The following is a 24,629-nucleotide window of genomic DNA, read 5'->3' as shown; positions in this document are numbered from 1 at the left end:
CGCCAAGTGATTCGTCCGAGACGTTTGGAATGCCGGTGCGAAGAGTTTCGACCGAGGCGCTTCCGCCCTGGCCGGGGTCGCTGCCGGCCAACCGGCCGGACGAGAGCCGCACCGCGCTCGGCGTCCCTGACATTTTCAATGGCGTCGCGGGAACCGCAGTGCTTGAATACCGCGGTGGTCATGAACGTGGGGGAACTGCTGGCAGCGTACGATCGCAGCCTGCGTAGCCCCGATTCGGCGCAGCCGCGATTCGGCACCGTGGTCGAGCGGATCGGACCGCTGACCCTCACGCACTACGGCACCCACTGCATCGTCGATCACCCCGCCCTGGACGCCTCGATCTCAACCGCGCAGCTTGCTTCGCAAGTGCAGCAGTGCGCGGCTGCGCGTGTGGAACCTGTGGAGTGGCGCGTGTTCGCCCACGACACAGAAGCGTCACGGCTGACGGCCTCCCTGGAAGCGGCGGGTTTCACCGCAGGATGGGAGCGCAGTGTCCTGGTCGGCGAAGTCGCCGAGCTCGACTTCCCCCAGCCGCAGCCGGAGTGGGGAATTGAATCGGTCCGGTGGGGCGAGGCGCAGGCACAGCAGGCGCTCGACCTCTCCGCCGGCTCCGGGCCGCACCGGGTCCCCCTGTCGGTCTGGCACGCGATGGGCTCGATCCCGAACTGGGACGTCGATGTTCGCGTGCTGACTCACCGCGGAAGGGTTGCCGCGGCATGCTGGCTGGAGACCATTCGGGGCACCGGGTTCGCTGCTGTCGGGGGCCTGACCGCTTCACGTGCCGAACTGCTCGCCAAGCTGCCGTTGCGGCGCTTCCAGCCGCCGGCGACGCGGTTCCTGGTCGCCGAGGCCGACGGGCAGCTGCGCAGCGCCCTTTTGGCCGTTGGGTTTCGGGACGCCACGATGGTCCGGTCCCACCACTGGGCCCCGCCAGGCGAGCCCGCTGCGACCCCGCCCGCGAGGCATTCTCTCCACGACGCCGAGTCCAGACGGATAGCGCGTCGCGGCGAGGCACGCATCGGCTTCGACTACGCCAGCGGGAGCGGACGGTATACCGCGCCGCTCGACTCGCGCCGTTGGTTCTACGGCATGCTTGACCGCGGCGCTCCGGCGATCTCAGCCGCCGAAGGCGTCATCGAGCGCGGCCTGCGTGCCTGCGTCCGGCCCGGTGAATGGGTCTACAAGTGCCGTCCATATCTCAACGGCTGGGAGTTCGATCCGCACCGCGTCGGCGGCCCGGGGCAGCCGCCCTGGCCGGGCAGCGCCATCGCCGACGATGAGTTCCAGTTCCTCGTCACCGCGGACGCCCGCCTCGGCACGTTCGCCCACTACGCCGAACAAGCCCTCGTCGTCTTCGGAGACGACCTCATCGAGCAGGTCGCCCATGACTTGGACCAACTGCTCGGCGACGGCGTCTGGAGCTTCGGTTGAGCAATCGGATGACGCCCCGTCACCAACCGGTGACAGCGTCGACAGGCGCGTTCGCGACGAACCGGCTTCGACCTGGTCTGGTGGCACGGCGAACAGTACGGCGGCTGCACCAGCCAGCCCCACCCCAGACAGCCAGAGCGGTTCCCCACGCGTCCCGGTCGCTTCGGACGCTTCGGCCGTGCCCCCATCCTCAGTTCGGCGGCAGCGAACGCGGCGAACGCCCGGCGCGAGGCACCGGACGCACCGCACCGGAGCTCTCCGCGCCGACCGCCTTCGGCGTCTGCTCGACGTCGGTCGGCAGCCGCACCTCGTGCGGCTCGGCCTCCAGGAGGTCGGAGACCTGGCAGCCCAACGCGGCACACATACGATCCAGGTCGTCCAGGCGCACCGTGACCGGCTTCCCGCTCCACATCGCCGCGACCTTGCTCAGCGACGGGCTGAACCCGACCTGCCGGAAGGCCACCAGCAGATCCGACGGCCGCCAGATGTCACGTTCCGCTGCCGCCCAGCGCAGCTTCCACTTCACCAAAGACTCCCCTTGTCCACCCGCAGACGCTGGACCGCACGGTCAGCCGCCCGCATGCTGGCCGGCTCGGGATCTCCGCGAAGAACTCACGCACCGCCTGGGCCGACGGCGGGATCCGCTGGGTGTGGTCGCCGCGGTGCGCCGGCCGGTTGAACGGATCGACGGGGACTCGACCACCGCACCGAAGCGCCGGAACACCTCCCCGCCATAGCGTTGTTCCAGAAACGCGTAGTAGTGATCGATCCGCGTCATCCTCTGGCGCACCGTAGAACCCGCCCGCTTGCCAGGCCCGGCGAAGTGGGGCCGCCTTCTCCCCTCGTGGCACAATCGCGCGATGTCGATCCCCGGTACGGCCTTCCGCCGCCGTCTGCTGTGTGAGGCCCTGACCGTCCTGGCGGCCGACGCCCCGGACCAGGTGCGCTGGCTGGACCGGTACGCCGTGCTGGCGGACGACATCGCCCTCGACTTCGCCCACGCCTTCGACTTCGTCGACGCCCTGGTGGACGAAGGAGCGCTCGATGCCGTCACACCGCCGGTACTGCGGGAGATCGACCGCCTGCTCGGCGCGATGAGCGGCGCGGAGCACGCCGATCGCTGGAGCCGGGACGCGCTGGCCGTCGATCCCGGGTGGTGTCGGGCCCGGTCGCTGGCCCGTGAGGTACTCGTGGCGGAGCTGGGTGAGTGGCGGCATCCGATGCCGGACATCACCGTGATCCGCTGAGGACAGCGCGCGCGGTCGCCGGGGCGTGGGTGCGGTCGAGGAGGGTGAAGTGGTCGCCGTTCAGGGGGACGTGGCGGAAGGACGCCGTCGTGTGGGACGACCAGCGGGGGTCGTAGGTGGGGGATTCCGTCGCGGCCAGGAAGTCGATGGGGGCGGTGGTGGTTCCCTCGGGGGCGAGGGCGCGGGCCGCGTGGAGGAGTGAGCGGAATCGGTTGAGGTAGCCGATGAACTCGCTCTCGTTGAGGCTGGCGAGGTGGGGGACGGATCGGGCGAGGAGGGGGAAGCGGTGCTGGAGTTCCGTCGTCAGGCGGTCCTTCGCGGGGGCGTCCAGGAGTGTGCGGACCGTGCGCCACAGGTCGTCCGACGAGCCGCCGTCCGGGAGGTCGCCCAGCCAGGGGAAGCCGTCGAGGAGGGCCCGTTCGTGTTCCGGGGTGAAGTCCCGGGCGGTGTCCGGGTTCGGGAGGTCGATGCCGTAGGGGGCGTCCAGGAGGATCAGGCGGTGGGGCGGGCGGCCCTGTGTGTCGAGGAGTTTCGCCATCTCGAAGGCGATGGGGCCGCCGAGGCTCCAGCCGAGGAGCACGGCCGGGCGGGGTCCGTCCAGCTCCGTGGCGAGGGCGGTCACATACTCCTCGGCCAGGTCGGGGACGGACAGGGACCGGGGTGCTTCGAACTCCTCGTGCGTCAGCTTGATGCCGTACAGGTGGGCCCGGCCGGAGAGTTCCCGGGCCAGGCTGGTGTAGCCGTAGAGGTCGCCGCTGATGTCGTGGACGGCGATGATCGTGGGGGTGCCGGGGTCGGTGGTCGGCTTGGTCAGGGGGAGCACGGCGGTGCGTCGGCGGCCGGGTGTCGTTCCGGCCCGGGTGAGGCGGTTCCAGATCGCTGTCGACTGGGCGTCCAGGGTGCGGCAGTCGGCGAGTTCCGCCGGTTCGAACTCGGTGGCGAAGGCGTCGTTCAGCTCTGTCAGCAGGATGAGGGACTTGAGGGAGCTGCCGCCCGCCGCGAAGAAGTCCGTGTCTCCGGCCAGTTCGTCGTTCTCCAGGACCTGTGACCAGAGTTCCCGGACGGTGTGCCGCACTTCGTCCTCGGTCCGCATCGGTGCTGCCCTTCGGGGTCGGCCGGTCACAGGGGTGGGAGCGTCGACAGGGGGCGTTCCGGGGCCGCCGGCAGGTCGAAGGCGGCGTCGACCACCTCCGCCATCGCCTGGGCCGTCTCCGCGCGGAACAGGGAGCTGTCGTAGTTGAGGCTCACCCGCAGCCCGTCCTCGGTCTCGTCGACCAGGAACGTCAGGGGGAACTTGCTGATCCGGGGGCGGTCAACGTGGTAGTGGGCGACGGTGAGGTCCGTGCCGGGGAACAGGTCCTCGACGGGGAGCCGCGGGTAGTAGGCGAACATGGCGTCGAACAGCGGGGGCTGGTCGTCCCGCTGGGCCCGGAGGTCGCGGACGAGTGTCTCGAAGGGGTACTCCTGGTGGTCCAGGGCCGTGAACAGCTCGCCCGCGTGGGCGGACAGCAGGTCCCGCACCGGGCGTGCGCGGTCGACGGCGACCCGGACCGCGAGGGTGTTGACGAACATCCCGATGGTGGACCGGACGCGGGGGTCGCGCCGGCACTCGACGGGGATGCCGAGGGTGATGTCGTCCTGGCCGCCGATGTGCGCGAGCACGCCCGCGAAGAGGGAGAAGAGGGCCGAGAACACGGTCGTCCCCGCCGACCTGGCCAGTGACTCCAGCAGCCCTCGGCGCTCCGCGTCGATCGACAGCTCCACATAGTCGCCGCTGAACCGCTGGACCGTGCCCCTCGGGAAGTCGAAGGGCAGGGCGAGGGGCGGGCGGTCGCCGCCGAGCCGGTCGAGCCAGTAGGCGCGCTGCCGGGCCCGTTCCTCCTCGTCGCCCGCGCGTGCGGTGAGCTGGGCGTGGGCGGCGTAGCCGGGTCCGGGCACCTCGGGGACGGTGTCGCCGGTGTACAGCCGGACCAGTTCGGCCAGGAGCAGGGCGACGGAAGCGCCGTCGAAGACGAGGTGGTGGATGTCGAGGGCGAGGTGGTGCTCCTCGTCCGAGCCGCTGGCGATCTTCACCCGCATCAGCGGCGCCTCGGCGAGGTCGAAGGGCCGGACGAACCCGCGCAGCAGGTCGCTCTCCTCGCCCGGCCGGAGGCACTGCCGCTCGATCGGGACCTCGGCGGTGGGCTCGACCAGGCCGACGACCTGGCGGTCGCGGATGGTGAACCGGGTGCGGAAGGCGTCGTGGCGCCGGACCAGTTCACCGATGGCCTTGCGGAGCCGGGTCTCGTCCAGCGGGCCATGGACGGCGAAGGAGAGCGGGATGTTGTAGGCGGTGCTGCGGGGGTCGAGGCGCTGGAGGTAGTAGATGCCCGCCTGGGAGGTGGTGATGGGGTAGGCGGTGACGGTTCCCGGGGTTCCGGTGGGGGGCGGGGAGGCGGTGGGCGGTGCGGGGGCGGTCGCGCCGAGCTGGGCCGTGAGGGTCCGCACGGTGGGGTGGTGGTAGAGGTCGCTGATCCTCAGGGCGGAGCCCAGTTCCTGGTTCAGCCGGGCGATGAGGCTCATGGCCCGCAGGCTGTCGCCGCCCAGCTCGAAGTACGAGTCGTCGACGCCCGCGCCGGGCGCGTCCACGACGGACCGCCAGATGTCCAGCACCCGGGCTTCGAGCGGGCTCGCGGGGGCCACCACGGCGCTCGCGGCGACCGGTTCGGCAGGAGCGGGCAGGGCCCGGCGGTCCACCTTGCCGTTGGGGGTGAGCGGGAACGCGTCCAGCCGGGAGATCGCGGCCGGGACCAGGTAGCCGGGGAGGGTGGTGCGGAGCGCGTTCCGGATGTCGGCGGGCTCGATGGGGTCGCCGTCCGTGGCGTAGTAGGCGGCGAGCGCGGCCGTGGCGCCTTCGCCGTGGACGACGACGGCGGCCTGCCGGACGCCGGGGAGGCGGCGCACGGCGGCCTCGACCTCCCCCAGCTCGATCCGCCGCCCGCGGATCTTCACCTGGGCGTCCCGGCGGCCCAGGAACACCAGGTTGCCGTCGGGCTGCCAGCGGCCGTGGTCGCCGGTCCGGTAGAGCCGCTCGCCGGGGAACTCGGAGTGCTCGGTGAACGCCTCCGCGTCGAGCCGGGGGCGGTTGACATAGCCGCGGCTCAGTCCCCGGCCGGAGAGGTGGATCTCCCCGGTCACACCGATCCCGGCCGGTTGTCCGGCGGGGTCGAGGACGTAGACGCGGGTGTTGTCGACGGGTCGGCCGATGGGGACGGCCGTGGTGGAGTCGTCGAAGCGGTAGACCGTGCTGTAGGTGGTGTCCTCGGAGGGGCCGTACAGGTTTCTGACCTCGGTGCGGCGCAGGTCCAGCAGGTCGCGCAGCGCGGGCGGGGCGGGCTCCCCCGCCACGTTGACCGCCGTGACCTGCGCCAGGTCGTGGCCCGCGCGGACCAGTTCCTCGACCACCGAGGGCACGGTGTTGATCAGGACCCGCCGGTGCGCGCCCAGCCAGTCCCCGATGTGGGCCGGGGACTCGACGATCCGGACGGGGAGGCCCGCCGTCAGGGAGAAGAAGAGTTCGAAGACCGAAAGGTCGAAGCAGAGGGAGGTGGCGGCGAAGACCACACCGATGTCGGTGTCCGCGAACTCCCGCAGCGACCACTGGAGGAACGCGGCGAGATTGTCATGGGTGATCTGCACGCCCTTCGGGTCGCCGGTGGAGCCCGAGGTGTAGATGACATAGGCGAGGGCGTCCGGTGACGGCCGGGCGGCGGGGGCGGCGGGCCAGGAGCCGAGGCGCTCACGGAAGCGGTGGACGAGGGCGGCGTCCACGACGGTCCGGCATCCGGCGTCGTCGCGGATGAACGCGATCCGGCGGGCGGGGTAGGCGGGGTCGAGCGGCACATACGCGGCGCCCGTCTTCAGGACGCCGATCAGACAGGCGACGAGCCAGTCGTCGCGGTCGAGGAGTATCCCGACCCGGTCCCCCGGGCGGACGCCCAGCTCGGCGGTGAGGAATCCGGCGAACTGGTCGGAGCGGGCGTCGAGTTGGGCGTAGGTGACGGTCCGGTCGGCGTGGTGCAGGGCGGGTGCGGTGGCCGAGGCGGCGCAGCGGTCGGCGAGGCGGGTGAGGAAGGGCACGCAGTCGGGGTCGGGGCGGCCCCGGCCGAAGTCGTCCAGGACGCGACGCCGTTCGGCCGCCGGAACGCACCGCAGCCGGGTCAGCGGGCGGTCCGGGTGGTCGCAGGCGTCGGTCAGCAGGGTCTCCAGGGCGCCGATGAAACGGCGGACACTGTCCTCGTCGTACAGGTCGGTGTTGTACTCGACTTCGAGGGCGAGCCCGGTGTCCGGGCCGCGGTCGGCGAAGTCGAAGGTCGCGTCGAACTTGCTGGAGCGGCGGGGGGCGGGCCTGCGCCGGAGCTGGAAGTCCGGGCCATCGACGGGGTCGAGGGCCTGGTGGCCGGTGGCGTTCTGGAGCACGACCAGGAGGTCGAAGAGGGGGCTGCGGCTGGGGTCGCGGCGCGGCGCGAGGTCGTCGAGGATGGCGTCGAAGGGGTGCGCCTGGTGTTCCAGGGCCCCGGTGACACCGGCCTTCACCTTGGCGAGGAGCGTGGCGAAGGTGTCGTCGGCGGTGAGTGCGGTGCGCAGCGGGAGCGTGTTGACGTAGAAGCCGATCTGGTCTTCCAGGTCGACGTGGTCGCGGCCCGCCACGGGGGTGCCGAGGACGATGTCGGGCTGGCCGGTCTGCCGGTAGAGGGTGGCGTCGAGTGCCGCGACCAGCACCATGAACAGGGTGCAGCCGCGCCGGGCGGCCAGCGCGTCGAGGCGGGCGGCGAAGGGCGCCGGGAAGGTGTGCCGGACGAGGGCGCCGTGGTGGGTCCGGACGGCGGGGCGGGGACGGCAGCCCGGGAGGTCGACCGGGGGGACGGTGTCGAGCCCCGCCAGGGTGTCGCGCCAGAAGCGGCGGTGCGCGTCGTGGGCGGCGGACGCCATGGCGGTGTGCTGCCAGGCCGCGTAGTCCTTGTACTGGAGGTCGAGCCGGGCGATCGGCGGACCCGTGGGCGCGGGGTCGTAGAACTTGAGCAGGTCGCTCGCGAAGACGCCGAGGGACCAGGCGTCGCAGACGCTGTGGTGGATGACGAAGGCGAGGACATGGGTCCCGTCGCCGGTACGGGCGAGGGCGGCCCGCAGGAGGGGGCCCCGCTCCAGGTCGAAGGGGCGTCCGGTGAACTCCAGGAGGGCGTCGTCGTCCGTCGAGAGGAGGCGGTCGAGGCGGAATCCGGTCTCCGTCGCGGGGCGGACCACCTGGCGCAGGTCGCCGTCCGCCCCGGTGCGGAACACCGTACGCAGACTCTCGTGTTTGCCGATCACCCGCAGGAACGCGTGCGCGAGCCGCTCGGCGTCGATCTCACCGCGGATCTCGTACACGGCGTGCAGGTTGTACGCGGCGGAGGCACCCGCGAACTGGGCGGTGAGCCACAGCCTGCGCTGGGCGTGGGACGGGGCGTGGTCGTCGGCGGGCGCCAGCCGGGGAATGCCGGTGTACCGGCCGGGACCGGCGGCGGCGAGGACCGCTGCCAGGTCGTCGAGGCGGGAGTGCTCGAACACGGTGGTCAGGGAGAGCGCGGCGCCGAAGTCCCGGGAGACGTACGACAGGAGGCGGACGGCGGTGAGGCTGTGTCCGCCGAGGGCGAAGAAGTCGTCGTGGCGGCCGACCCGTTCGCGGCCGAGCAGTTCGGCCCAGAGCCGGGCGAGCCGTTTCTCGGCCGGGGTGGCGGGCGGCTCGTAGCCGCCGGTGAGGTCGTCGCCGGGTGGTGGGAGCGCGCGTTTGTCGAGCTTGCCGCTCGGGGTGAGGGGGAACGCGGTGCGCGGCACGAAGTGGGTCGGTACGGCGAACGCGGGCAGGGTCCGCGCGGTCCGCTCCCGCAGGGTCTCCCGGTCGAGCGGGGCGTCGGCGATGTAGTAGGCGACGAGGACGTCCTCGCCGCGCACCGGTTTGAGGCAGACGGCGGCGTCCCGTACGCCGTCCACGGCGCGGACCGCCCGTTCCACCTCGCCGGGTGCGATCCGGAAACCGTTGACCTTGATCTGGTCGTCGGCCCGCCCCAGGTACACCAGCCGGTGCTCGGCGTCGCAGCGGACGAGGTCCCCGGTGCGGTAGAGGACGCCGTCGAAGCCGGTCTCGGCCGGTTCGGCGCGCACGAAGCGGCGCGCCTGCTCATCCGGGTCGTTGAGGTATCCCTTGGACAGTCCCGCGCCGCCGAGGTACAGCTCGCCGACCAGATGGGGCGGGCACAGGCGCTGCTGCGGGCTGAGGACGATCAGGTGGATGCCGTCCACGGGGCGGCCGATGGGGACGGGGCCGCCGTCCGGGCGCAGATCGGCGGCGTCGAGCCGGTGGTGGCTGACCACATCGGTGAACTCGGTGGGGCCGTAGGAGTTCATGATCTGCGCGCGGCAGTGGGGCGAGGCGGTCCACGCGGTGAGCTTCGCGGTGTCGATGGGTTCGCCGCCCAGCACGACATGGCGTAGCGACCGCAGCGCGTGGAAGTCCCGGTCGGCGCCGAACTCCAGCAGCGGGTAGAAGGCGCTGGGGGCGCAGTTGACGACGTCGACGGCGTGGGTGTCGATATACCGGGCCATGGCGGAGTAGTCGTCCAGCGCGGCGCCCAGCAGATGGAGGCGTCCGCCGCGCAGCAGGGGCGCGAACAGGTTCTTCTGGGCCAGGTCGAAGCTGACGGGGGCGATAAGGAGGAAGGCGGTCCGCCCGGCCGCGTCCCCGGCCCCGTCGCCGCACACCTCCCGCGTGTACCAGGCCAGCAGGTTACGGAAGGCGCCGTGCTCGACGGCGACGCCCTTCGGTGTCCCGGTCGAGCCGGAGGTGAAGATGACGTAGACGCTGTCGTCGGCGCGGATCTCCACGGCGGGCGCGGTCTTCGGGCTCCGGGCGATACGGTCCGCGTGCCGGGCCAGTGCGACGACGTTCGGCGCGGGTCCGGCGAGGTCGCCGGGTTCGCGCACGACGACCGCGGCGGCCCCGCTCTCCCTGACCAGCAGGGACTGGCGGTCCGGGGGGTAGCGCAGATCGATCGGCACATAGGCCGCGCCCGCCTTGAGCACGGCAAGGATCGCCACCAGCAGGTCCCGGCTGTCGGGCAGGGCGACCCCGACGAAGTCGCCGCGCCCGATGCCGTGCTCGTCGCGCAGGAAGTGGGCGAGCTGGTTGGCGTGCTCGTCGAGCAGGCGGTAGGTGAGGGTGCCGTCGGCGTCCACGACCGCGATGGCGTCAGGCGTGGCGGCGACCTGGCGGCGCAGGTCCTCCAGCAGGCTCGCGGGCAGACCGGGCTCCGGGGGCGGGCCGGTCAGCGCGCCGGTGAGTTCGGATGTCTCGGCGGGGGTGAGGACCGGAACGCGGTTCAGCGGCCGGTCGAGGTGGTTCCGCAGGCCGCGTACGAGCCGGGCGTAGTGGCGCAGGAACTGGGCGGCGAGCCGCTCGTCGCACCCCGGGCCGTAGGAGAGGGTGATCTCCCGCTCGTACGGGCCGGACGGCACCGTGAGCAGAAGGGCCGTGCCGGTGGCCAGCCAGGGGTGCGGGACGGGTACGGCACCGCACACCAGGCCGAAGCGGACGCCCCCCGGGCCCGCCCCGGGGCCGCCGGTCCAGCGGAGCAGGTCGTCCCACGGGTAGTCGCGGTACGGGGCGCACGCGAGGGACTCGGCCCGGGTGGTGTCGATGGCGGCCCGCAGGGTGGCGTCGGGGTCGAGGGGGGTGGTGTGGAGGACGGGGGTGTCGGCGCGGGGTCCGGACACGGTGGCGGTGGATGGGGATTCCGGTGCGGGGACCGCTCCGGCCGGGGTCTCCAGTGCGGGGACCGCTCCGGCCGGGGTCTCCAGTGCGGCGGGGGCGCCAGCCGTGGTCTCCGGTGCGGCGGGGGCGCCAGCCGTGGTCTCCGGTCCAGGGACGGCTACCGACGTGGTCTCCGGTGCGGCGACCGCGACCGCCGTGGAGTCCGGTCCGGCGACCGCTCCGGCCGGCGTCTCCGGTCCGGCCGCCGCGCCCCCCGTAGGCTCCGGTCCGGTCACCGCGACCGCGCTGGATTCCGGGCCGAAGGACCATGACAGCAGCAGCCGGTACAGGGTGATGTGCAGGATCGCCTCGGCTCGCGCGTCGCCCCGGCTCGCCTTCCTGAGGTAGCCCAGGTCCGTGTCGGTCAGGGTCAGCGTCTGGTGCCGCCGCCCGTCGGCGGGGTCCGACGGGGACAGTGCCGACGGCAGGTCGGGCACGTCCTGGTCGCCGAGCCTGCGTACCCAGAAGTCGAGGGCGATGCGGGGGTCGAGCGCGTTCTGCGTCATCATCCCGTCCTAGAAGTCGAAGTCGAACTCGTGGCCGGTGACGGCGGTCCGTTCCTCCTCGACCTGTCCGCTGTACGCCCGCAGCGGGTGGCCGGGCGCGTCCGCCACCTCCGTGAGCAGTGCGGCGAACCGCCGCCAGAGCAGGGCGACCGACTCCTCGTCGTACAGCTCGGGATCGAACTCGACCATCGCCTCGATCCGTCCGGCGCGGACGGCGAAGTTGAAGGTGAGGTCGAACTTGGCGATACAGGCGCGGCGGGCGCGCAGGGCGATCCCGACGCCGGTCGACCGGCCGACCCGTTCCTCCAGGTCGCCCCACTCCTGGAGGACCAGCAGGACATCGAAGAGGAAGCCGCGCCCCGGCTCCGGGCGGGGGACCGTGTCGGCGAGCCGTTCCAGCGGGTAGAGCTGGTGCGCGTGGGACTCCAGGAACTCCGTCCGGGCGATCGTCAGCAGTTCACGGAAGGTCGTGCCGGGCGTGAACGCCGTGCGCAGGGCCAGGGTGTTAGCGAGGAAGCCGAGCTGGGTGTGGAGATGACGGGAGAACTCCCGGCCGGTGGAGAGGGTGCCGAGGCAGAGGTCCGTCTGCCCGGTGCGGTGGTGCAGGGTCAGCAGCAGCGTGGAGTGCAGCAGGGTGAACAGGGTGACGCCCTCGGCCCGGCACAGGTCCTGCGCGCGGGCGGTCCCGGTCTCGCCGACGACTCCGTGGAACACGGCTCCGGTGAACGACTTCACGGGTCCGCGCGGCCGGTCCGTGCGCAGCCGCAGCGCGGGGGCGCCGTCCTGGAACTTCTCCTGCCAGTAGGCGCGTCCGGCGTCCAGCAGTCCCCGGTCGTCCAGGTCGCGCAGCCACAGGGCGTAGTCGCCGTGCTGGACGGCCGGTGTGGGCAGCGATGTGCGCCGCAGCGCGTAGGCCCTCAGGACCTCCTCGGTGAAGACGCCGACGGAGAGGGCGTCGCAGACGATGTGGTGCATGGAGAGCATCAGCACGTCGTGCGGGCGGGCGCCGGTCACATAGGTGACCTGGAACAGGGGGCCTTCGGCGAGGTCGAAGCGCCGGTGCAGTTCCCGCCGTTCGAGGGCGGTGAGCGCCGGTTCGTGGTCGGCGGCCGGGTCGAGGTGCTCGACCCGGACCGTGCCGCCCGCCGGGGTGCGTCGGACGTGCTGGGTCAGGGTGTCGTCGCGCAGGGCGAAGCGGGTGCGCAGGATCTCGTGGCGGGCGACCACGGCGGTGATGGCGCGTTCGAGCCGGAGGGGGTCGAGGCGGCCTTCGACATGGACCGACGCCAGCACGTTGTAGGTGGTGCGCTGGTCCTGGACCCAGATCCGGGTCTGGTGGGAGGTCGCGGGGTACTCGGCGCGCGCCGGGCCGCGGGACAGCACCGGGAGCGGCGCGGCGGAGGCGGAGTGCAGCCGGGCGGCGATGGCGGCGATCGTCGGGGTCTCGAAGACGTCCCTGAAGGAGAGGGTGACACCGGTGGCGCGTTCCAGCCGGTGCAGCAGGTCCACGACGCTGAGGGAGGTGCCGCCCAGGGCGAAGAAGGAGGCGTCGGGGCGGGCGGGGGCGACGCCCAGGACGCTCTCCACGCAGTCGGCGACGGCCTGTTCGCGGTCGTTCATCGGCCGTGCGGGCGCAGGGCCGGGCGCGGTCCGTTCGCCGAGTGCGCGCAGCTCGGCGGTGTCGAGCTTGTTGTGGGGGGTGAGCGGGAAGGCGCCGACGATCCGGACGGTGGCCGGGACCATGGCGGCGGGCAGGTTCCGCACCAGCAGATCGCGCAGTTCGGCGGGGTCGAGCCGGGCGCGCCGCTGTGCGTCAGTGACTTCGGCGTATACCGCGAGGGACGTTTCGTGGTCGCCGTCGCGGTGGGTGAGGACGCGGGCGCGGGTGACGGCGGGGTGGGTCGCGAGGACGGTCTCGATCTCGGCCGGTTCGATCCGGTTGCCGTTCACCTTGAGCTGCCGGTCGGCGCGGCCGACCAGCTCGATCTCCCCGCCGGGCCGATACCGGCCCAGGTCGCCCGTGCGGTAGGCGCCGGTCGGGAACCGCCGTGCGGTCAGCTCCGGCAGCCCCAGATAGCCCTGGGCGACATACGGGGACGTGACGACGATCTCGCCGACCTCGTACACCTCCGGGCCGTCGGCATGCGGGACGGACAGCCGCAGTTCGGTGCCGTCGCAGGGCGTGCCCAGGGTCATGACGCGGGCTGCGTCGTGGGGTTCGATCCGGCGCAGGGCGTTGAAGGTGCTCTCCGCCTGGCCGTAGAGGTGGTAGAGGTCGACGCCGGGCAGGTGGGCGACGTGGCGGACCGCGTCGGCGGGCGGGAGGGGCTCGCCGCCAAGGACGACGGCGCGCAGGGCTCCGGGGTCGCGGCCGTCGCGGGTGGCGACGATCCGCCGGTACAGGGAGGGGGTGGCGTGCAGGACGGTGATGGCCTGGTCGGTCATCCATCGCCACAGGTCGCTGTGGGCGGGGTTGTCGTGCAGGGCCAGCACCCGCAGTTGGGCGCCGGTGACCAGCGCGGTGTAGACGTCGAGGACCGCGGCGTCGAAGCCGAGCGACGACACGAGGCTGAGCCGGTCCCGTGCGGTGACCGACAGCCGCCGCCGGTACCGCTCGACGAAGTACCCGGCGTTGTCCGCGTCCTGGATCACGCCCTTCGGCGTCCCCGAGGTGCCGGACGTGTACAGCAGGTAGCCGCCCGGCCGTGACCCGGTCCGCGTACCGTCGGCGGGCCGGGCCGGGCCGAGCGCGTCGAGGCGGACGGCCTCGGGCCCCTCGCCGGCGGCCCAGGGCAACTCGCCGTCGGCCAGCACCAGCCGGACCCCGGCGTCGGTGACGATCCGCCGGAGCCGCGCCACGGGGTCCCGGGGTTCCAGGATCACGTAGCGGCGCCCGGCGTCCAGCGTCCCGGTCATCGCGGCGATGGCGGACGCGGTGCTCCCGGCGGGGAAGTACAGCCCGACGGGGCCTTCCACGGCGTTGTCCCGCAGATACGCGCCGACCCGGCGGCTCATCTCGCCCAGCTCCCGGTACGTGGTGCGGTGCTGCGGGGTCACCACGGCCACCCGGTCCGGGAACCGCGCCATAGTGTCCTTGACCGTGGCGACGAGGGGCGGCGGCGGGTCGGCGGGTCGTGAGGCGGGGCGGGGCGGGACGAGCAGGGGGCGGGCGTCCAGGGGCTCGCCGGGCCGTTCGGTGAGCCGTCGCAGACAGGTGTCGAACCCGGTCGTCCACAGGCGGACCGTGTCCGGGTCGAACAGCGCGGAGTCGTAGTCCCAGCGCAGCGCGCCGCGTCCGTCCCCGTCGAGGATCGCGTAGACGTCGAGGTCGAGGCGGGCGACCACGCCCTGATCGCCGAGGAACCCGGTGGCGATCCGGTCGTGCGGGGCGAAGGTGAGCCCGTTGAAGTACACCGAGGTGAGCGGGGTGCGCGCGTCTCCCCGGCCGGGTCCCGGGTCGGCGGCCACCTCGCGTACCGGCACCGCCCGGCGGCGCAGCGCCTCGGCCAGGGCGCGGCCCACGTCGGCCGTCCGGTCGGCGCCGGACTGGCCGTCGGTGAGGCGGCAGCGCAGGGTGACGGGGTTGACGCAGGGCCCGAAGGTGTCCCGCATGGCGGGCAGGTCACGGTCGAGGAGCGGGACGCCGAGGACGACGTCCGAGCGCCGGGTGACCTTCCCGACGACGGTGGCGAAGGCGGCCAGCGCCACCGCGAACGGGGTGGTGCCCAGCCGCCGCGCCAGCCGGGTGAGGGCCCGGGAGCGTTCCTCGGACAGGTGCAGCCACTCGCTGGCGAGCACGCCCCGGGCGCCACCGTGAGCGGTCCACCGGTCCCGGGGCAGCCGCAGCGGGACGGCGTCCGCCAACTGCCCACGCCAGTACGCCCCGGCCTCGCGGCCGTCCCGAGCGAGCGCCGCACGCTGGCGCCGCACATAGGTCCGGTAGGAGGTGTCGGGTTGTACGGCGGCGGATTGCGGGGCGGTGGGGGGCTGGGCGCCACCGGGGGTCACGGAAGCGTCCGGTCGTACGGCGGCGGACTCCCGCGCGCTGACGGACTCCGCGTCGCTGGAGGGCTCGGCGCCCCCGGGGTTCACGTCGGCGGGCATCCCCCGCGCCGGCTCCTGACCATCCGCCAGGGCGAGCAGCCGCTCCGCGAACCGGTGCAGTGAGAAGCCGTCGCAGACCAGATGGTGGGCGACGAGGACGAGGGTGTGGGAGCCGTCGGGGAGCCGGGCCAGTACAGCCCGGTACAGGGGGCGTTCGTCGAGATCGAAGGGTTCCCGTACGAGCGCTCCGGCGGTGGCGTCCAGCTCCGCGGCGGCCTGCTCGGCGGGCAGCGCCGACAGGTCCAGCACGCCGGGCCGGTGCTCCCGCTCCTCCTCGGGGGCGGGGAGCAGGCCCACGTGGTCGTCCCGCCGGACCACCTGGCAGTGCAGCAGTTCCGCGCGGGCGAGTCCGGCGGTGACGGCCGCTTCGACGCGTGCGCCGGGTATCCGGGGCGGGAAGGCGATGCGGACCGGGATGTTGTAGCGGCTGTCCGGCTCCCGGGAGTGGTGGTCGACCCAGATCGCTTCCTGGAGGGAGCTGAACGGCAGCAGGCCGCCGTCGGGCCGCTCCTCGGGCCGGTCCACCGGTGGCAGGGCGTCCAGCCGGGCGGCGAGTTCGGGGATCGTCCGGTGCTCGAAGAGCAGCTCGGCGCCGACCGCCCGGCCGGACGCGGCGGACACCGCGGCGGCGAGTTCGGCCACGCCCAGGGAGTCGAAGCCGACGCCGAAGAACGTGTCGTCGCGCCCGATCCGGATCGGCCCCCTGAGCTGTTCGACCACTCCGGCGATCAGCCGTTCGGCGTCCGTGACCGCCGGGAACGGGATCTCCCCCGCCGTGGACGCGCCGCCGTCCCCGGCCGCCGTCCAGTGCGCGAGGGCGTCGGAACCGCCCGCCAGGAAGGCCGCCTTGCACTGCCGGCGCTGGAGCTTGCCGCTGCTGGTGCGCGGCAGACGGCGGTCCGCGACCAGGACGATCTCGGCCGGGGCGAGCCCGAACTCCTCCAGCAGCACGGTACGCACCGACCGGATCACATCGTCGTGGGGCAGCTCGCAGGTGCGCTGGTACTCGCACTGCACGATCAGCTCCTCGCCGCCCTCCCGCTCGACGGAGAACACCACACACCCGTCCCTGACCACGCCCGGCGCGCCCTCGGCGACGGCCCATTCGAGGTCGTAGGGGTAGTGGTTGCGGCCCCGGATGATGATCAGTTCCTTGAGGCGGCCCGTGAGGTGCAGCGCGCCGTCGTGGCGGAAGCCGAGGTCGCCGGTGCGGTAGAAGGGGCCTTCGCCGGAGCGGGTCACGGCCTGGAAGGCTTCCGAGGCCGTGGGGTTGTTCCAGTAGCCGCCCGCGATGCTCGGGCCGCTCAGCCACACCTCCCCCACCTCGCCCTCGGGGCGCTCGGTGCCGTCCTCGCCGACGATCAGACAGCGGAAACCGCCGGGGACGCCGCACGACACCACGGGGGCGACACGGGAGCCGACCGAGGTGGCGACCGGGGCGTTGCTGACGCAGCCGTCGGCGGCGGCCACGAACAGGGTGGCCTCGGCCATGCCGTAGCAGGGGCGGAACGCCTCGGCGTGGAATCCGGCCTTGGCGAACCGGTCGGCGAACGACTCCAGTGTCGACGCGCGGACGAGTTCGGCGCCGCAGTAGGCGACCCGCCAGTGGCTCAGGTCGAGCCCGGCGAGCTCCTCGTCGGTGATCCGGTCCGCGCAGTGCTGATAGCCGAAGTTGGGGCCGCCGCTGCCCGTCGCCCGGTAGTGACTGATCGCCTCCAGCCAGGACAGGGGTCGGCGCAGCAGTTCGAGGGGGGAGAGGAACACGGCGTGCGCGCCGACGTAGACGGAGTGCAGGACGTTACCGATGAGTCCCATGTCGTGGTAGAAGGGCAGCCAGGACACGATGGTCGAGCCGCTGTCCTGGCCGAACGCCGCCCGGATGAGTTCCTGGTTGCGGTACAGGTTGTCGTGGGAGACGACGACTCCCTTGGGGGCGCCGGTCGAGCCGGACGTGTACTGGAGGAACGCGGGGTCGGCGGGGTGCACGGCCACGGGAGTGAAGGTGCCGGTGCCGGTGAGGTCGTCGGTGGCGAGACAGGGCGCGAGGGCGGTGAGCGCGTCGCCCGCGCGGCGCAGGATCGTCCGGTCGGTGAGCACCACGGCGGCCTGGGCGTCCAGGGCCGTGGCGAGGAGCCGGTCCGCGGAGCGGGCGTTGCGGGGCGGGTAGCAGGGCACGGGCACGACCCCGGCGAGCAGACAGGCCCAGAACGCGCGGACGAACTCCGGTCCGTGAGGGTAGAGCAGCAGCGCGCGGGCGCCCCGGGGCAGCTCGGCGAGACGGGCCGCCAGGACGGACACGGAGTCGTACAGCTCCTGGTACGTGAGGGTGTGCGCGGTGTCGGGGCCGTCGCGCAGGAAGGTGTACGCGGGTGCCTCGGGCGCGCTGGTGGCGCGTCGGCGCAGGACGGCGCCGAAGTTGTGGCCGTCCCGTACCGGGCCGGTGTGCTCAGCCATCGACACGCTCCGCCTCCGCCTCGCCGTACGCCGCCCTGATCCGTGGGCGGCGCAGCTTCCTGGTGCCGGTGAGCAGTCCGTTCTCCACGGTGAAGGGCTCGGGGGCGGACACGAACAGCGTCACCTTCTCGTGGTCGGCCAGATGTGTGTTGCCCTCGGTGAGGTAGCCGCGCAGCGCCTCGCGTCCGCCGGGTCCGCCGGGTTCGTCCGGCCAGTGGGCGATGGCGGTGAGGCGCTTGCCGTCGAAGGAGGTGACGCAGATCGCGTGCCGGGTCTTCAGTTCGTGGAAGACGGTCTCCACGCGGGCGGGGAACACCTTCTTGCCGTTGTCGAGGACGATGACGTCGTCCTTGCGGCCGTGCAGGAACAGGAAGCCGTCCGCGTCCAGATGGCCGAGGTCCCCGGTGTGGATGTAGCCGTCCTGGTCGTAGGTGACGACGGAGGGGTCCGCCAGTTCGGCCCGGTCGATCCGGACCATGATCTCGCCGTCCGCCGCGATCCGCACGGGGATACGGGGCTTGCCGACGCTGCCGATCCGGAAGTCCCGCTCCGAGGACATGGAGATGATGCGGGGCAGTTCGCTCTGGCCGTAGCCCTCGTAGATCCGTACGCCGACGCGGTGGAAGGTGGTGAGGGTGCGCGGGTCGATCGGGGCGCTGCCGGTGACGAAGTAGTCGGCACGGCCGCCGTAGATCTTGCGCACGGTGGGGAAAAGGTACCGGCCGCAGAGGCGTTTGACCGGGTTGCGGTTGCCGAGGCGGTTGATCCGCAGCCGGAGGTAGAGCCCGAGGACGGCTTGGCGGCGGGCGTCGAGCTGCTGGAGCTTCTGCTCGATCCGGGCCGCGAGCGCCTCGTAGATCATGGGGACGCTGACCATGATGTTGGGTTTCTCCACGACCAGGTCGGCCACGCAGCGCAGCGGGTCGGAGAGCACGATGTCGATCCGCCGCATCAGGGCCAGCCGGACGAAGGCCCGCTGCTGGAGGTGGGAGAACGGCATGAAGACGAGGAGCCGGTTGTCCTTGCGGCTCCAGAAGCTGGTGCGGTAGCGGTAGTACTGGACGGCGAGGCGGAGCAGGTGCCGTCCGGGGCGTGCGGGTTCCTCGGCGGGGAAGGTGAGGTCGATGCGTTTGGCGGTGCCGGAGGTGCCGGAGGAGTAGCCGGTCGAGTAGTGGTCCAGCATCCGGTCGGCCGTGCAGGTCCACGCCACCGCGTCGACGCGGTCGAAGTCGTCGTCAGCCGGGGAGGCGGCCAGGGTCGCGCTTCGGGTCGCGTGCCGCGAGCGGAAGTACCGGACGGGCGCGTCGACCTCGGTGAGCCGCCCGGCCAGCGAGCGGTCGGCGAGCACCACATCGGCCCCGGCCTCCCGGAACAGGTCGGCGATCTCCCGGCCGGTCAGGAACTCGGGCACCGCGATCGACCGGAAGCCCGCCTTGACGCAGGCCAGATCGAGCACCATCCACGCGTACGACGTCGGCCCGATCAACCCCACCTGGAAGACCCGGCCCTCGCCCCGCCCTTCTGCCCCCTCCGGCCCCTCCAGCCCCTCCGGCCGCAGGGCCGCCAGTCTGCCGACGGCCTGGTCGATGTCGTGGGCCAGCTCCGCCCAGGTGCGGCGGACCCGGCCGCCGTCGCGGTGGACGACCTCGTTGTCGTGGTTGTCCGCCAGCGCCTCCAGCGCCTTGAAGAGCTGCCGCTTCATCCCAGGTTCCTGCGGATGACGGCCGCGACCTCGTGGAACCGGCTGCCGGTGAACAACTGGTCGGGCGGCAGCACGTTCTCGCCGAACACCTCGTCCACCTCCAGCACCATCCGCACCGACTTCAGGGACGTGCCGCCCAGGTCGAAGAAGTCGTCGGAGGCCGTGATGTGCTCCACCTTCAGCACCTGGCGCCAGATCGCGGCGAGTTGTTCCTCGATCCCGGGCCGGGGGTCGGGCCCGGCGGGAGGGTCGGTCGGGATCCGGGCGAGGAGCGCCGCCGTGTCGAGCGTGCCCCGGTCGTCGCGCGGCAGCGCCGCCAGGAACCGGAAGCGGTCCACGGGCAGATCGGTGAACTCGCCGCCCAGTGCGGCGCGCAGGGCCGAGGCCAGGGCCCGGCGGGTGGACAGCGGGGTGCGCCAGGGCGGGGCGGTGGAGTCCGGAGCGAGGGGGCCGCGGCGGGCGTAGACGCCGTACATGTCGGTGTCCAGCAGGTCCGGGTTGCGGTCGACCAGTACGCCGAAGCCCTTGGCCTCCAGCAGGGAGACACAGGCGGCGACCCGGCCGTCGATGTCATGGACCTCCATGACCACCTGATCGATCCGGCGCCAGAGGCCGTCGTCGATCCCGCGCAGCACCTGCCACTCCGCCTTCTCGACATCGATCTTCAGCAGGTCGATCCGGTCGATCCCGTGGCCCTGGAGGGCCTCCCCCAGCGTCCGTACCTCGCACTCCAGGGACTCACCGGCCAGCAGTTCACCGACCACCGTGTCGAGTCCTTCGGTGACCGCTTCGTCGCCCTCCCCGGCCAGATAGGTCTTGAGGACGTCCCGGTCCGTCGGATCGGCGAGCAGCCCGGACATCGCGGTGTTCTTCGGGTAGTACGTGAACCGGGTCCGGTGCCGTCTCTCGCCCACCGCGCCGGGGACGACGACCAGGTCGATGCCGTGCAGCCGGGCGTTCAGCTCGACGGCCCGGCACAGGTGCGGGACGGCTTCGAGCGCGAACAGCCGGGCGCAGGGCCGCACCAGCCCGAACAGCACCGAGGCGCCGCCGACGTTGGCACCGACGTCGACCACGGTCGGGCGCTCGGGCAGGGTGATGCCGTTGCGCAGATACTCGTTGTCCCGGAACACCTCGCGGTAGAGGAAGTCCGCCTCGCGCCGGTTGCGGTGGAACAGCATCAGATGGTCGTCGGGTTCGAACAGGGCGAGTCCGCTGTCGTCCGCCTCCGCGTACAGGGCGGTCGCCCGGCGTACGGCGGGGGCGGCGGCGCCGGGTACGGCGAGGACGGCGGCGATGTGCGGGGCGCCCGCCGTGTGCCGGACGACGACGCACTCCTCGGCGAGGGCGCCGACGCCGTGGGCGAGGTGTTCGACGTCGAGGGCAGCTGTGTCGGTCATCGGTGTCCCGGTGTGGTCGAGTGCTGGGCCGCCATGAAGTCGACGGCCAGCCGGGTCAGTCGGGTCGAGGTGTCGAAGACGGACAGGTGGTCGCCGGTGGGCTCCTCGACCAGATGGGCGCGGGCCAGTTCGCGGGCGACCCGGTGGGAGCCCGCCGGGTGCGCGGTGGTGTCGGTCCGGCTGGTCACCACCAGCGCCGGGTGCGCGATGTCCCCGAGCAGCCGGGAGATGTCGTACGTCATGATCGCGTGGTTGAGCCGGCAGTAGTGGTGGAACAGGGCCGGGGTCGCGTAGGGGTAGAGGACGAGCGGGGCGGCCTGTTCGGGGATCTTCGCCAGGGCCGCCGGGCGGTGCATCAGCTTCTGGTAGGCGGTGGCCGTGGCGAGGCTGCCCGCGCCCAGCTCCATGAGGGCCTGGACGTCCCTCTGGTGGTCGGTCTTGGTCGAGCCGGCGCCGAAGTCGTAGTCGCCGTGCCACAGGCTCAGCGATCCGAACCGCTCGGGGTACCGGTGCGCCGCGTCGAGCGCGATCACGGCGCCGCCGCACAGGCCCATCACATGGCAGCCGGACAGTCCGAAGGCGTCCATCACGTCGAGCAGGTCGTCGGCCTGGTCGGCGACACCGTCCGCCATGTCGGCGCCGGGGCCGTCCGGCGCGAACAGGCCGCGCGACTGCCAGGTCACCACATGGTGGTCGGCGCCGAGCGCCCGCAGCCAGCCCAGCGACAGCTGCACGGGCATACCGCACGGCGGGACGAGGACGACGGCGGGCCGCGCCGGGTCGCCGCCGCTGAACGCGTCCAGCGTCAGGCCGTCGCGGGTGCGCACCGCAACCGTCCGGGGCGCGCGGGCCCGTGCCCTGGCGGCGGCCTGTCCGATCGCCGCCTCACCGGTGTCCCGTGCCCAGTCCTGGAGCGGGCCGGTGCCGCGCAGCAGCCCGCGCAGCCGCCGCTCCACCGCCAGCCCGAAGGAGGTGGGGGTCTGGTCCGGCGTGGCGCGGACGTCGACGGTCTGCCGCAGACCGGTCTCGCGGGACAGACGGTCCAGCAGGCGCTGGGCCGCTCCGCCGTGCTGCTCGTGCTCCGCCACCACCACCTCGAAGCGGTCCTGCGCCAGCCGGTCGGCCAGCGGTTTGATCTGGCCGAACACCTCGACGGCCGTGTCCGCCCACTCCCCCGGTCCGCGCACGGTCAGCTCTTGCCGAAGGGAACGCCGGTCGTGGTGTGGGTCAGCAGCCGGTTGCGGCGGTACCGGTCCTCGCCCGACACCAGCACGCACCCGAAGTTCTCCAGCGAGATCCGCCCCCCGTACTCGTGGATCTCGTCGAGCCCCGGGTAGACGTGCACCGACGCGGGGACGTAGCGGCCCGCGAAGCCCATACGCATCTGCTGGGTCTTCCCGGCGTGACCGTGCGAGGCGTGCATCAGCGTCGACCAGAACACGATGAACTGCCCCGGCCGCATCTCCATCGACACGGCCTTGCTCTCGTCGGGCGACCAGTCCGGGTCGATCTGGAGCTGGCGGTAGTCGTAGCCGAAGAAGCCGCGCGCCACTCCGTTCTTGCTCTTGTTCTTGTTGGCCTCCGGGTCGTAGTGCATACCGAGGGTCTCGTCGTAGAACATCTGCCGGTGGGTGCCCGGGATGAACTGGAGGCAGGCGGTCTCGGTGCTCGCCTCGGTGAAGGCGGTCCACACAGTGATGGTGCCGCCGTACTCCCGGTCCTCGTCCCAGACGATCTGCGGCTCGCCGCCCGCGTTGGCGAAGGTGTCCGCCTGGTGCCAGTCGGTGCCCTCGTCGCCGGGGTGCTTGGGGAAGAACTCGGAGCGCCAGCAGATGACGTCGTCCCCGAGGATGCTGGCCACCCGGTGCACGATCTCCGGGCGGGCGATGTGCTCGGCCAGGAACTCGTTGTCGAGGTGGCGGTCGTAGTTGGAGATGTTGGTCCCCTCCGAGATCGCCTCGCCGTCCTGGTAGACGGCGTCGCTGCGGTCGAGCAGCTTCAGCCGCTGGCGGCGCCAGTGCGCGGCCATCTCGTCGGGTTCGTAGAGCGTGAAGGGCCCCGCGTAGCCGTTGCGCTGGAAGTCGGCCAGCTCGCCGGGGGTGAGGCTGAACTCCCTCATGACGTCAACTCCCGTTCCTGGTCGCGAACCGTTCGCCGACGTGGTCGGCGTAGAGGTCGAAGGACAGCCCGTCGGCGAACGCGCCGAGGTCGACCTCCACGGAGAGCTGTTTCCTGGTCTCCTGCATGATCCGGATGAGGTCGAGCGAGGTGCCGCCGTCCTCGAAGAAGTCCGTGCGCGACGCGGTCACCGGGCGTCCCAGCACCTGTTCCCAGATGGCCCGCACCCGCGCCACAGGGTCGTCGTCCCCCGGCTCCGGCCGCGGCGCCCGCTCCTCGGCGAGGTAGGCGGCGCGCAGTGCCTCGTGGTCGGCCTTGCCGTGGTGGTTCCTCGGGTGCTCGGTGAGCAGCACGCACTGCGCGGGGCAGGCGTAGGCGGGCAGTGACGCGCGGACCAGGGCCAGCGCCGCCGCGCGCCGCTCGGGTGTGGACGTGTGCGGGGACAGGGCGAACAGGACGAGGTGGGCCTCGCCGTCGGCGGGTGTCACCTTGAGTACGACGGAGCCGGACAGGTCCGGGTGGGCGTCGGCGGCGGCCTCGATCTCGCGCGGGTCGATGCGGTAGCCGTGCAGCTTGATCTGGCGGTCCGCACGCCCGGCGAAGTAGTACTCGGTGCCGTCGTAGGTGACGCCGAGGTCCCCGGTGCGGTAGGTCCGCTCGCCGGTGGCCGCGCGGGAGAAGCGGGCGTCGGTGAGTTCCGGGTCGTGGAGGTAGCCCGCCGCCACACCGGGGCCGCTGACGTGGATCTCGCCGGTCTCGCCGGGGGCGACCGGCCGTCCCTGGTCGTCGAGGAGGCACAGGGTCAGGTCGGGGATGGGGCGGCCGATGGGCGAGTACGGGGACACGGTGAGCAGGTCGGGCGTCAGCGGCCGGTAGGTGACATGCACGGTCGTCTCGGTGATCCCGTACATGTTCACCAGGCCGGGGCCCGCCTCGCCGTGCCGTGTCAGCCAGGCCGCGGCGGAGTCCTTGTCCAGGGCCTCGCCGCCCAGCACGGTGTGGCGCAGGGCGAGGGCGGCGCCGCGGCGGGCGTCGACGGCGTCGAAGGCGCGGAACGCGGTCGGTGTCTGGCTCAGGACGGTCACCGCCCGGTCCGCGACCAGGTCGTAGAACCGTTCGGGGGCGCGGGTGGTGGCGGTGGGGACGACGACGGCCCGGCCGCCGTGCAGCAGGGCGCCCCAGAGTTCCCACACGGAGAAGTCGAAGGCGAGGGAGTGGAACACGGTCCACACGTCGTCGCGGGAGAACCCGAACCAGGGACGGGTCTCGCGGAACAGCCGGTCCACGTTGCCGTGGGTGACGACGACGCCGTGCGGTCGGCCGGTCGTCCCGGAGGTGTAGAGGACGTAGGCGGGCGTGTCGGCGGTGACCTGCGCCGGGGTCCATCCGGGCGGGGGGTCGTCGGGGGCGGCGCCGGGTCCGTGGCGGACGACCGTGACGCCGGGCTGGTCGAAGCCGTCCGCGAGGGCGGGGTCGGCGACGACGTACCGGGCACGGCTGTGCCCGACGATATGGCGGACGCGGGGCGCCGGATGGTCCGGGTCGATGGGCAGATAGGCGGCGCCGGTCTTCAGGACGGCGAGCAGGGCGACGACCATGCCGGTCCCCCGGGGGAACGCCAGGCCGACGAGGTCGCCGGGCCGTACGCCTCGCGCGCCGAGCCGTGCCGCGAGCCGGTCGGAGAGGCGGTCGAGTTCCTGGTAGGTCAGGCTCTCGTCGCCGTACTCGACCGCGGTCCGCGCGGGCAGCGCGCCCGCCTGGCGGTGGAAGACCTCATGGAGCCCGCCCCGGAATCCGGGGGTGGCGTTGGCGGTGGTCGACATCAGTTCCTCCCCTGCCGGC

The 24,629-nt window shown here is 72.6% G+C and carries 11 protein-coding genes and 1 pseudogene; 2 read left to right on the top strand and 10 right to left on the bottom strand.

Features of this window, described 5'->3' with window-relative positions; genetic code table 11:
- Window positions 1-180: 180 nt before the first annotated feature.
- Window positions 181-1,431, top strand: coding sequence for a DUF2716 domain-containing protein (locus tag AB0D49_RS26380; RefSeq protein WP_362761702.1), 1,251 nt, complete (start codon window positions 181-183; stop codon window positions 1,429-1,431).
- A 190-nt stretch (window positions 1,432-1,621) separates the two neighbouring features.
- Here AB0D49_RS26380 and AB0D49_RS26375 read toward each other — a convergent pair whose 3' ends face one another.
- Together AB0D49_RS26375 and AB0D49_RS26370 are read right to left on the bottom strand one after the other, a co-directional pair.
- The gene (locus tag AB0D49_RS26375) at window positions 1,622-1,957 is read right to left on the bottom strand and encodes a helix-turn-helix transcriptional regulator (protein WP_362761700.1); all 336 of its coding nucleotides are present in this window, start codon (window positions 1,955-1,957) and stop codon (window positions 1,622-1,624) included.
- A gap of 79 nt (window positions 1,958-2,036) precedes the next feature.
- Window positions 2,037-2,257, bottom strand: a pseudogene (locus tag AB0D49_RS26370) (site-specific integrase); the annotation flags it as partial.
- Window positions 2,258-2,291: 34 nt separating this feature from the next.
- Between AB0D49_RS26370 and AB0D49_RS26365 the strand changes: the two are divergent.
- Window positions 2,292-2,678: a hypothetical protein gene (locus AB0D49_RS26365; RefSeq protein ID WP_362761698.1), complete on the top strand. Its 387-nt coding sequence runs from the start codon at window positions 2,292-2,294 to the stop codon at window positions 2,676-2,678.
- Here AB0D49_RS26365 and AB0D49_RS26360 read toward each other — a convergent pair.
- The 8 genes from AB0D49_RS26360 to AB0D49_RS26325 are packed head-to-tail and all read right to left on the bottom strand — an operon-like array spanning window position 2,662 to window position 24,610.
- Window positions 2,662-3,771 carry an alpha/beta fold hydrolase gene (locus tag AB0D49_RS26360; RefSeq protein WP_362761696.1) on the bottom strand — a complete coding sequence of 370 codons (1,110 nt, stop codon included), beginning with the start codon at window positions 3,769-3,771 and terminating at the stop codon, window positions 2,662-2,664. The genes AB0D49_RS26365 and AB0D49_RS26360 overlap by 17 nt on opposite strands.
- Before the next feature lie 26 nt (window positions 3,772-3,797).
- On the bottom strand, window positions 3,798-11,009 hold the full coding sequence (locus AB0D49_RS26355) for an amino acid adenylation domain-containing protein (RefSeq protein ID WP_362761695.1): 7,212 nt from the start codon (window positions 11,007-11,009) through the stop codon (window positions 3,798-3,800).
- Between the two features lie 9 nt (window positions 11,010-11,018).
- The gene (locus AB0D49_RS26350; RefSeq protein WP_362761693.1) at window positions 11,019-17,567 is read right to left on the bottom strand and encodes an AMP-binding protein; all 6,549 of its coding nucleotides are present in this window, start codon (window positions 17,565-17,567) and stop codon (window positions 11,019-11,021) included.
- Window positions 17,560-19,269, bottom strand: coding sequence for an AMP-binding protein (locus AB0D49_RS26345; protein ID WP_362761691.1), 1,710 nt, complete (start codon window positions 19,267-19,269; stop codon window positions 17,560-17,562). Before AB0D49_RS26345 ends, AB0D49_RS26350 begins: the two co-directional genes overlap by 8 nt.
- Window positions 19,266-20,669, bottom strand: coding sequence for an FkbM family methyltransferase (locus tag AB0D49_RS26340; protein WP_362761689.1), 1,404 nt, complete (start codon window positions 20,667-20,669; stop codon window positions 19,266-19,268). The genes AB0D49_RS26345 and AB0D49_RS26340 overlap by 4 nt, the downstream gene beginning before the upstream one ends.
- The gene (locus AB0D49_RS26335) at window positions 20,666-21,856 is read right to left on the bottom strand and encodes an alpha/beta hydrolase (protein ID WP_362761687.1); all 1,191 of its coding nucleotides are present in this window, start codon (window positions 21,854-21,856) and stop codon (window positions 20,666-20,668) included. Before AB0D49_RS26335 ends, AB0D49_RS26340 begins: the two co-directional genes overlap by 4 nt.
- A 2-nt stretch (window positions 21,857-21,858) precedes the next feature.
- Entirely contained in the window at window positions 21,859-22,788 is a 930-nt protein-coding gene (locus tag AB0D49_RS26330) for a chlorinating enzyme (protein ID WP_362761685.1), read from the bottom strand.
- A gap of 4 nt (window positions 22,789-22,792) precedes the next feature.
- On the bottom strand, window positions 22,793-24,610 hold the full coding sequence (locus tag AB0D49_RS26325; RefSeq protein WP_362761683.1) for a non-ribosomal peptide synthetase: 1,818 nt from the start codon (window positions 24,608-24,610) through the stop codon (window positions 22,793-22,795).
- Between the last annotated feature and the right edge of the window lie 19 nt (window positions 24,611-24,629).

This window comes from Streptomyces sp. NPDC048290, assembly GCF_040652095.1.
Lineage (GTDB): Bacteria > Actinomycetota > Actinomycetes > Streptomycetales > Streptomycetaceae > Streptomyces.
The sequence above is the reverse complement of the archived record's forward strand: the minus strand, read 5'-3'. Positions and strand labels throughout refer to the sequence as shown.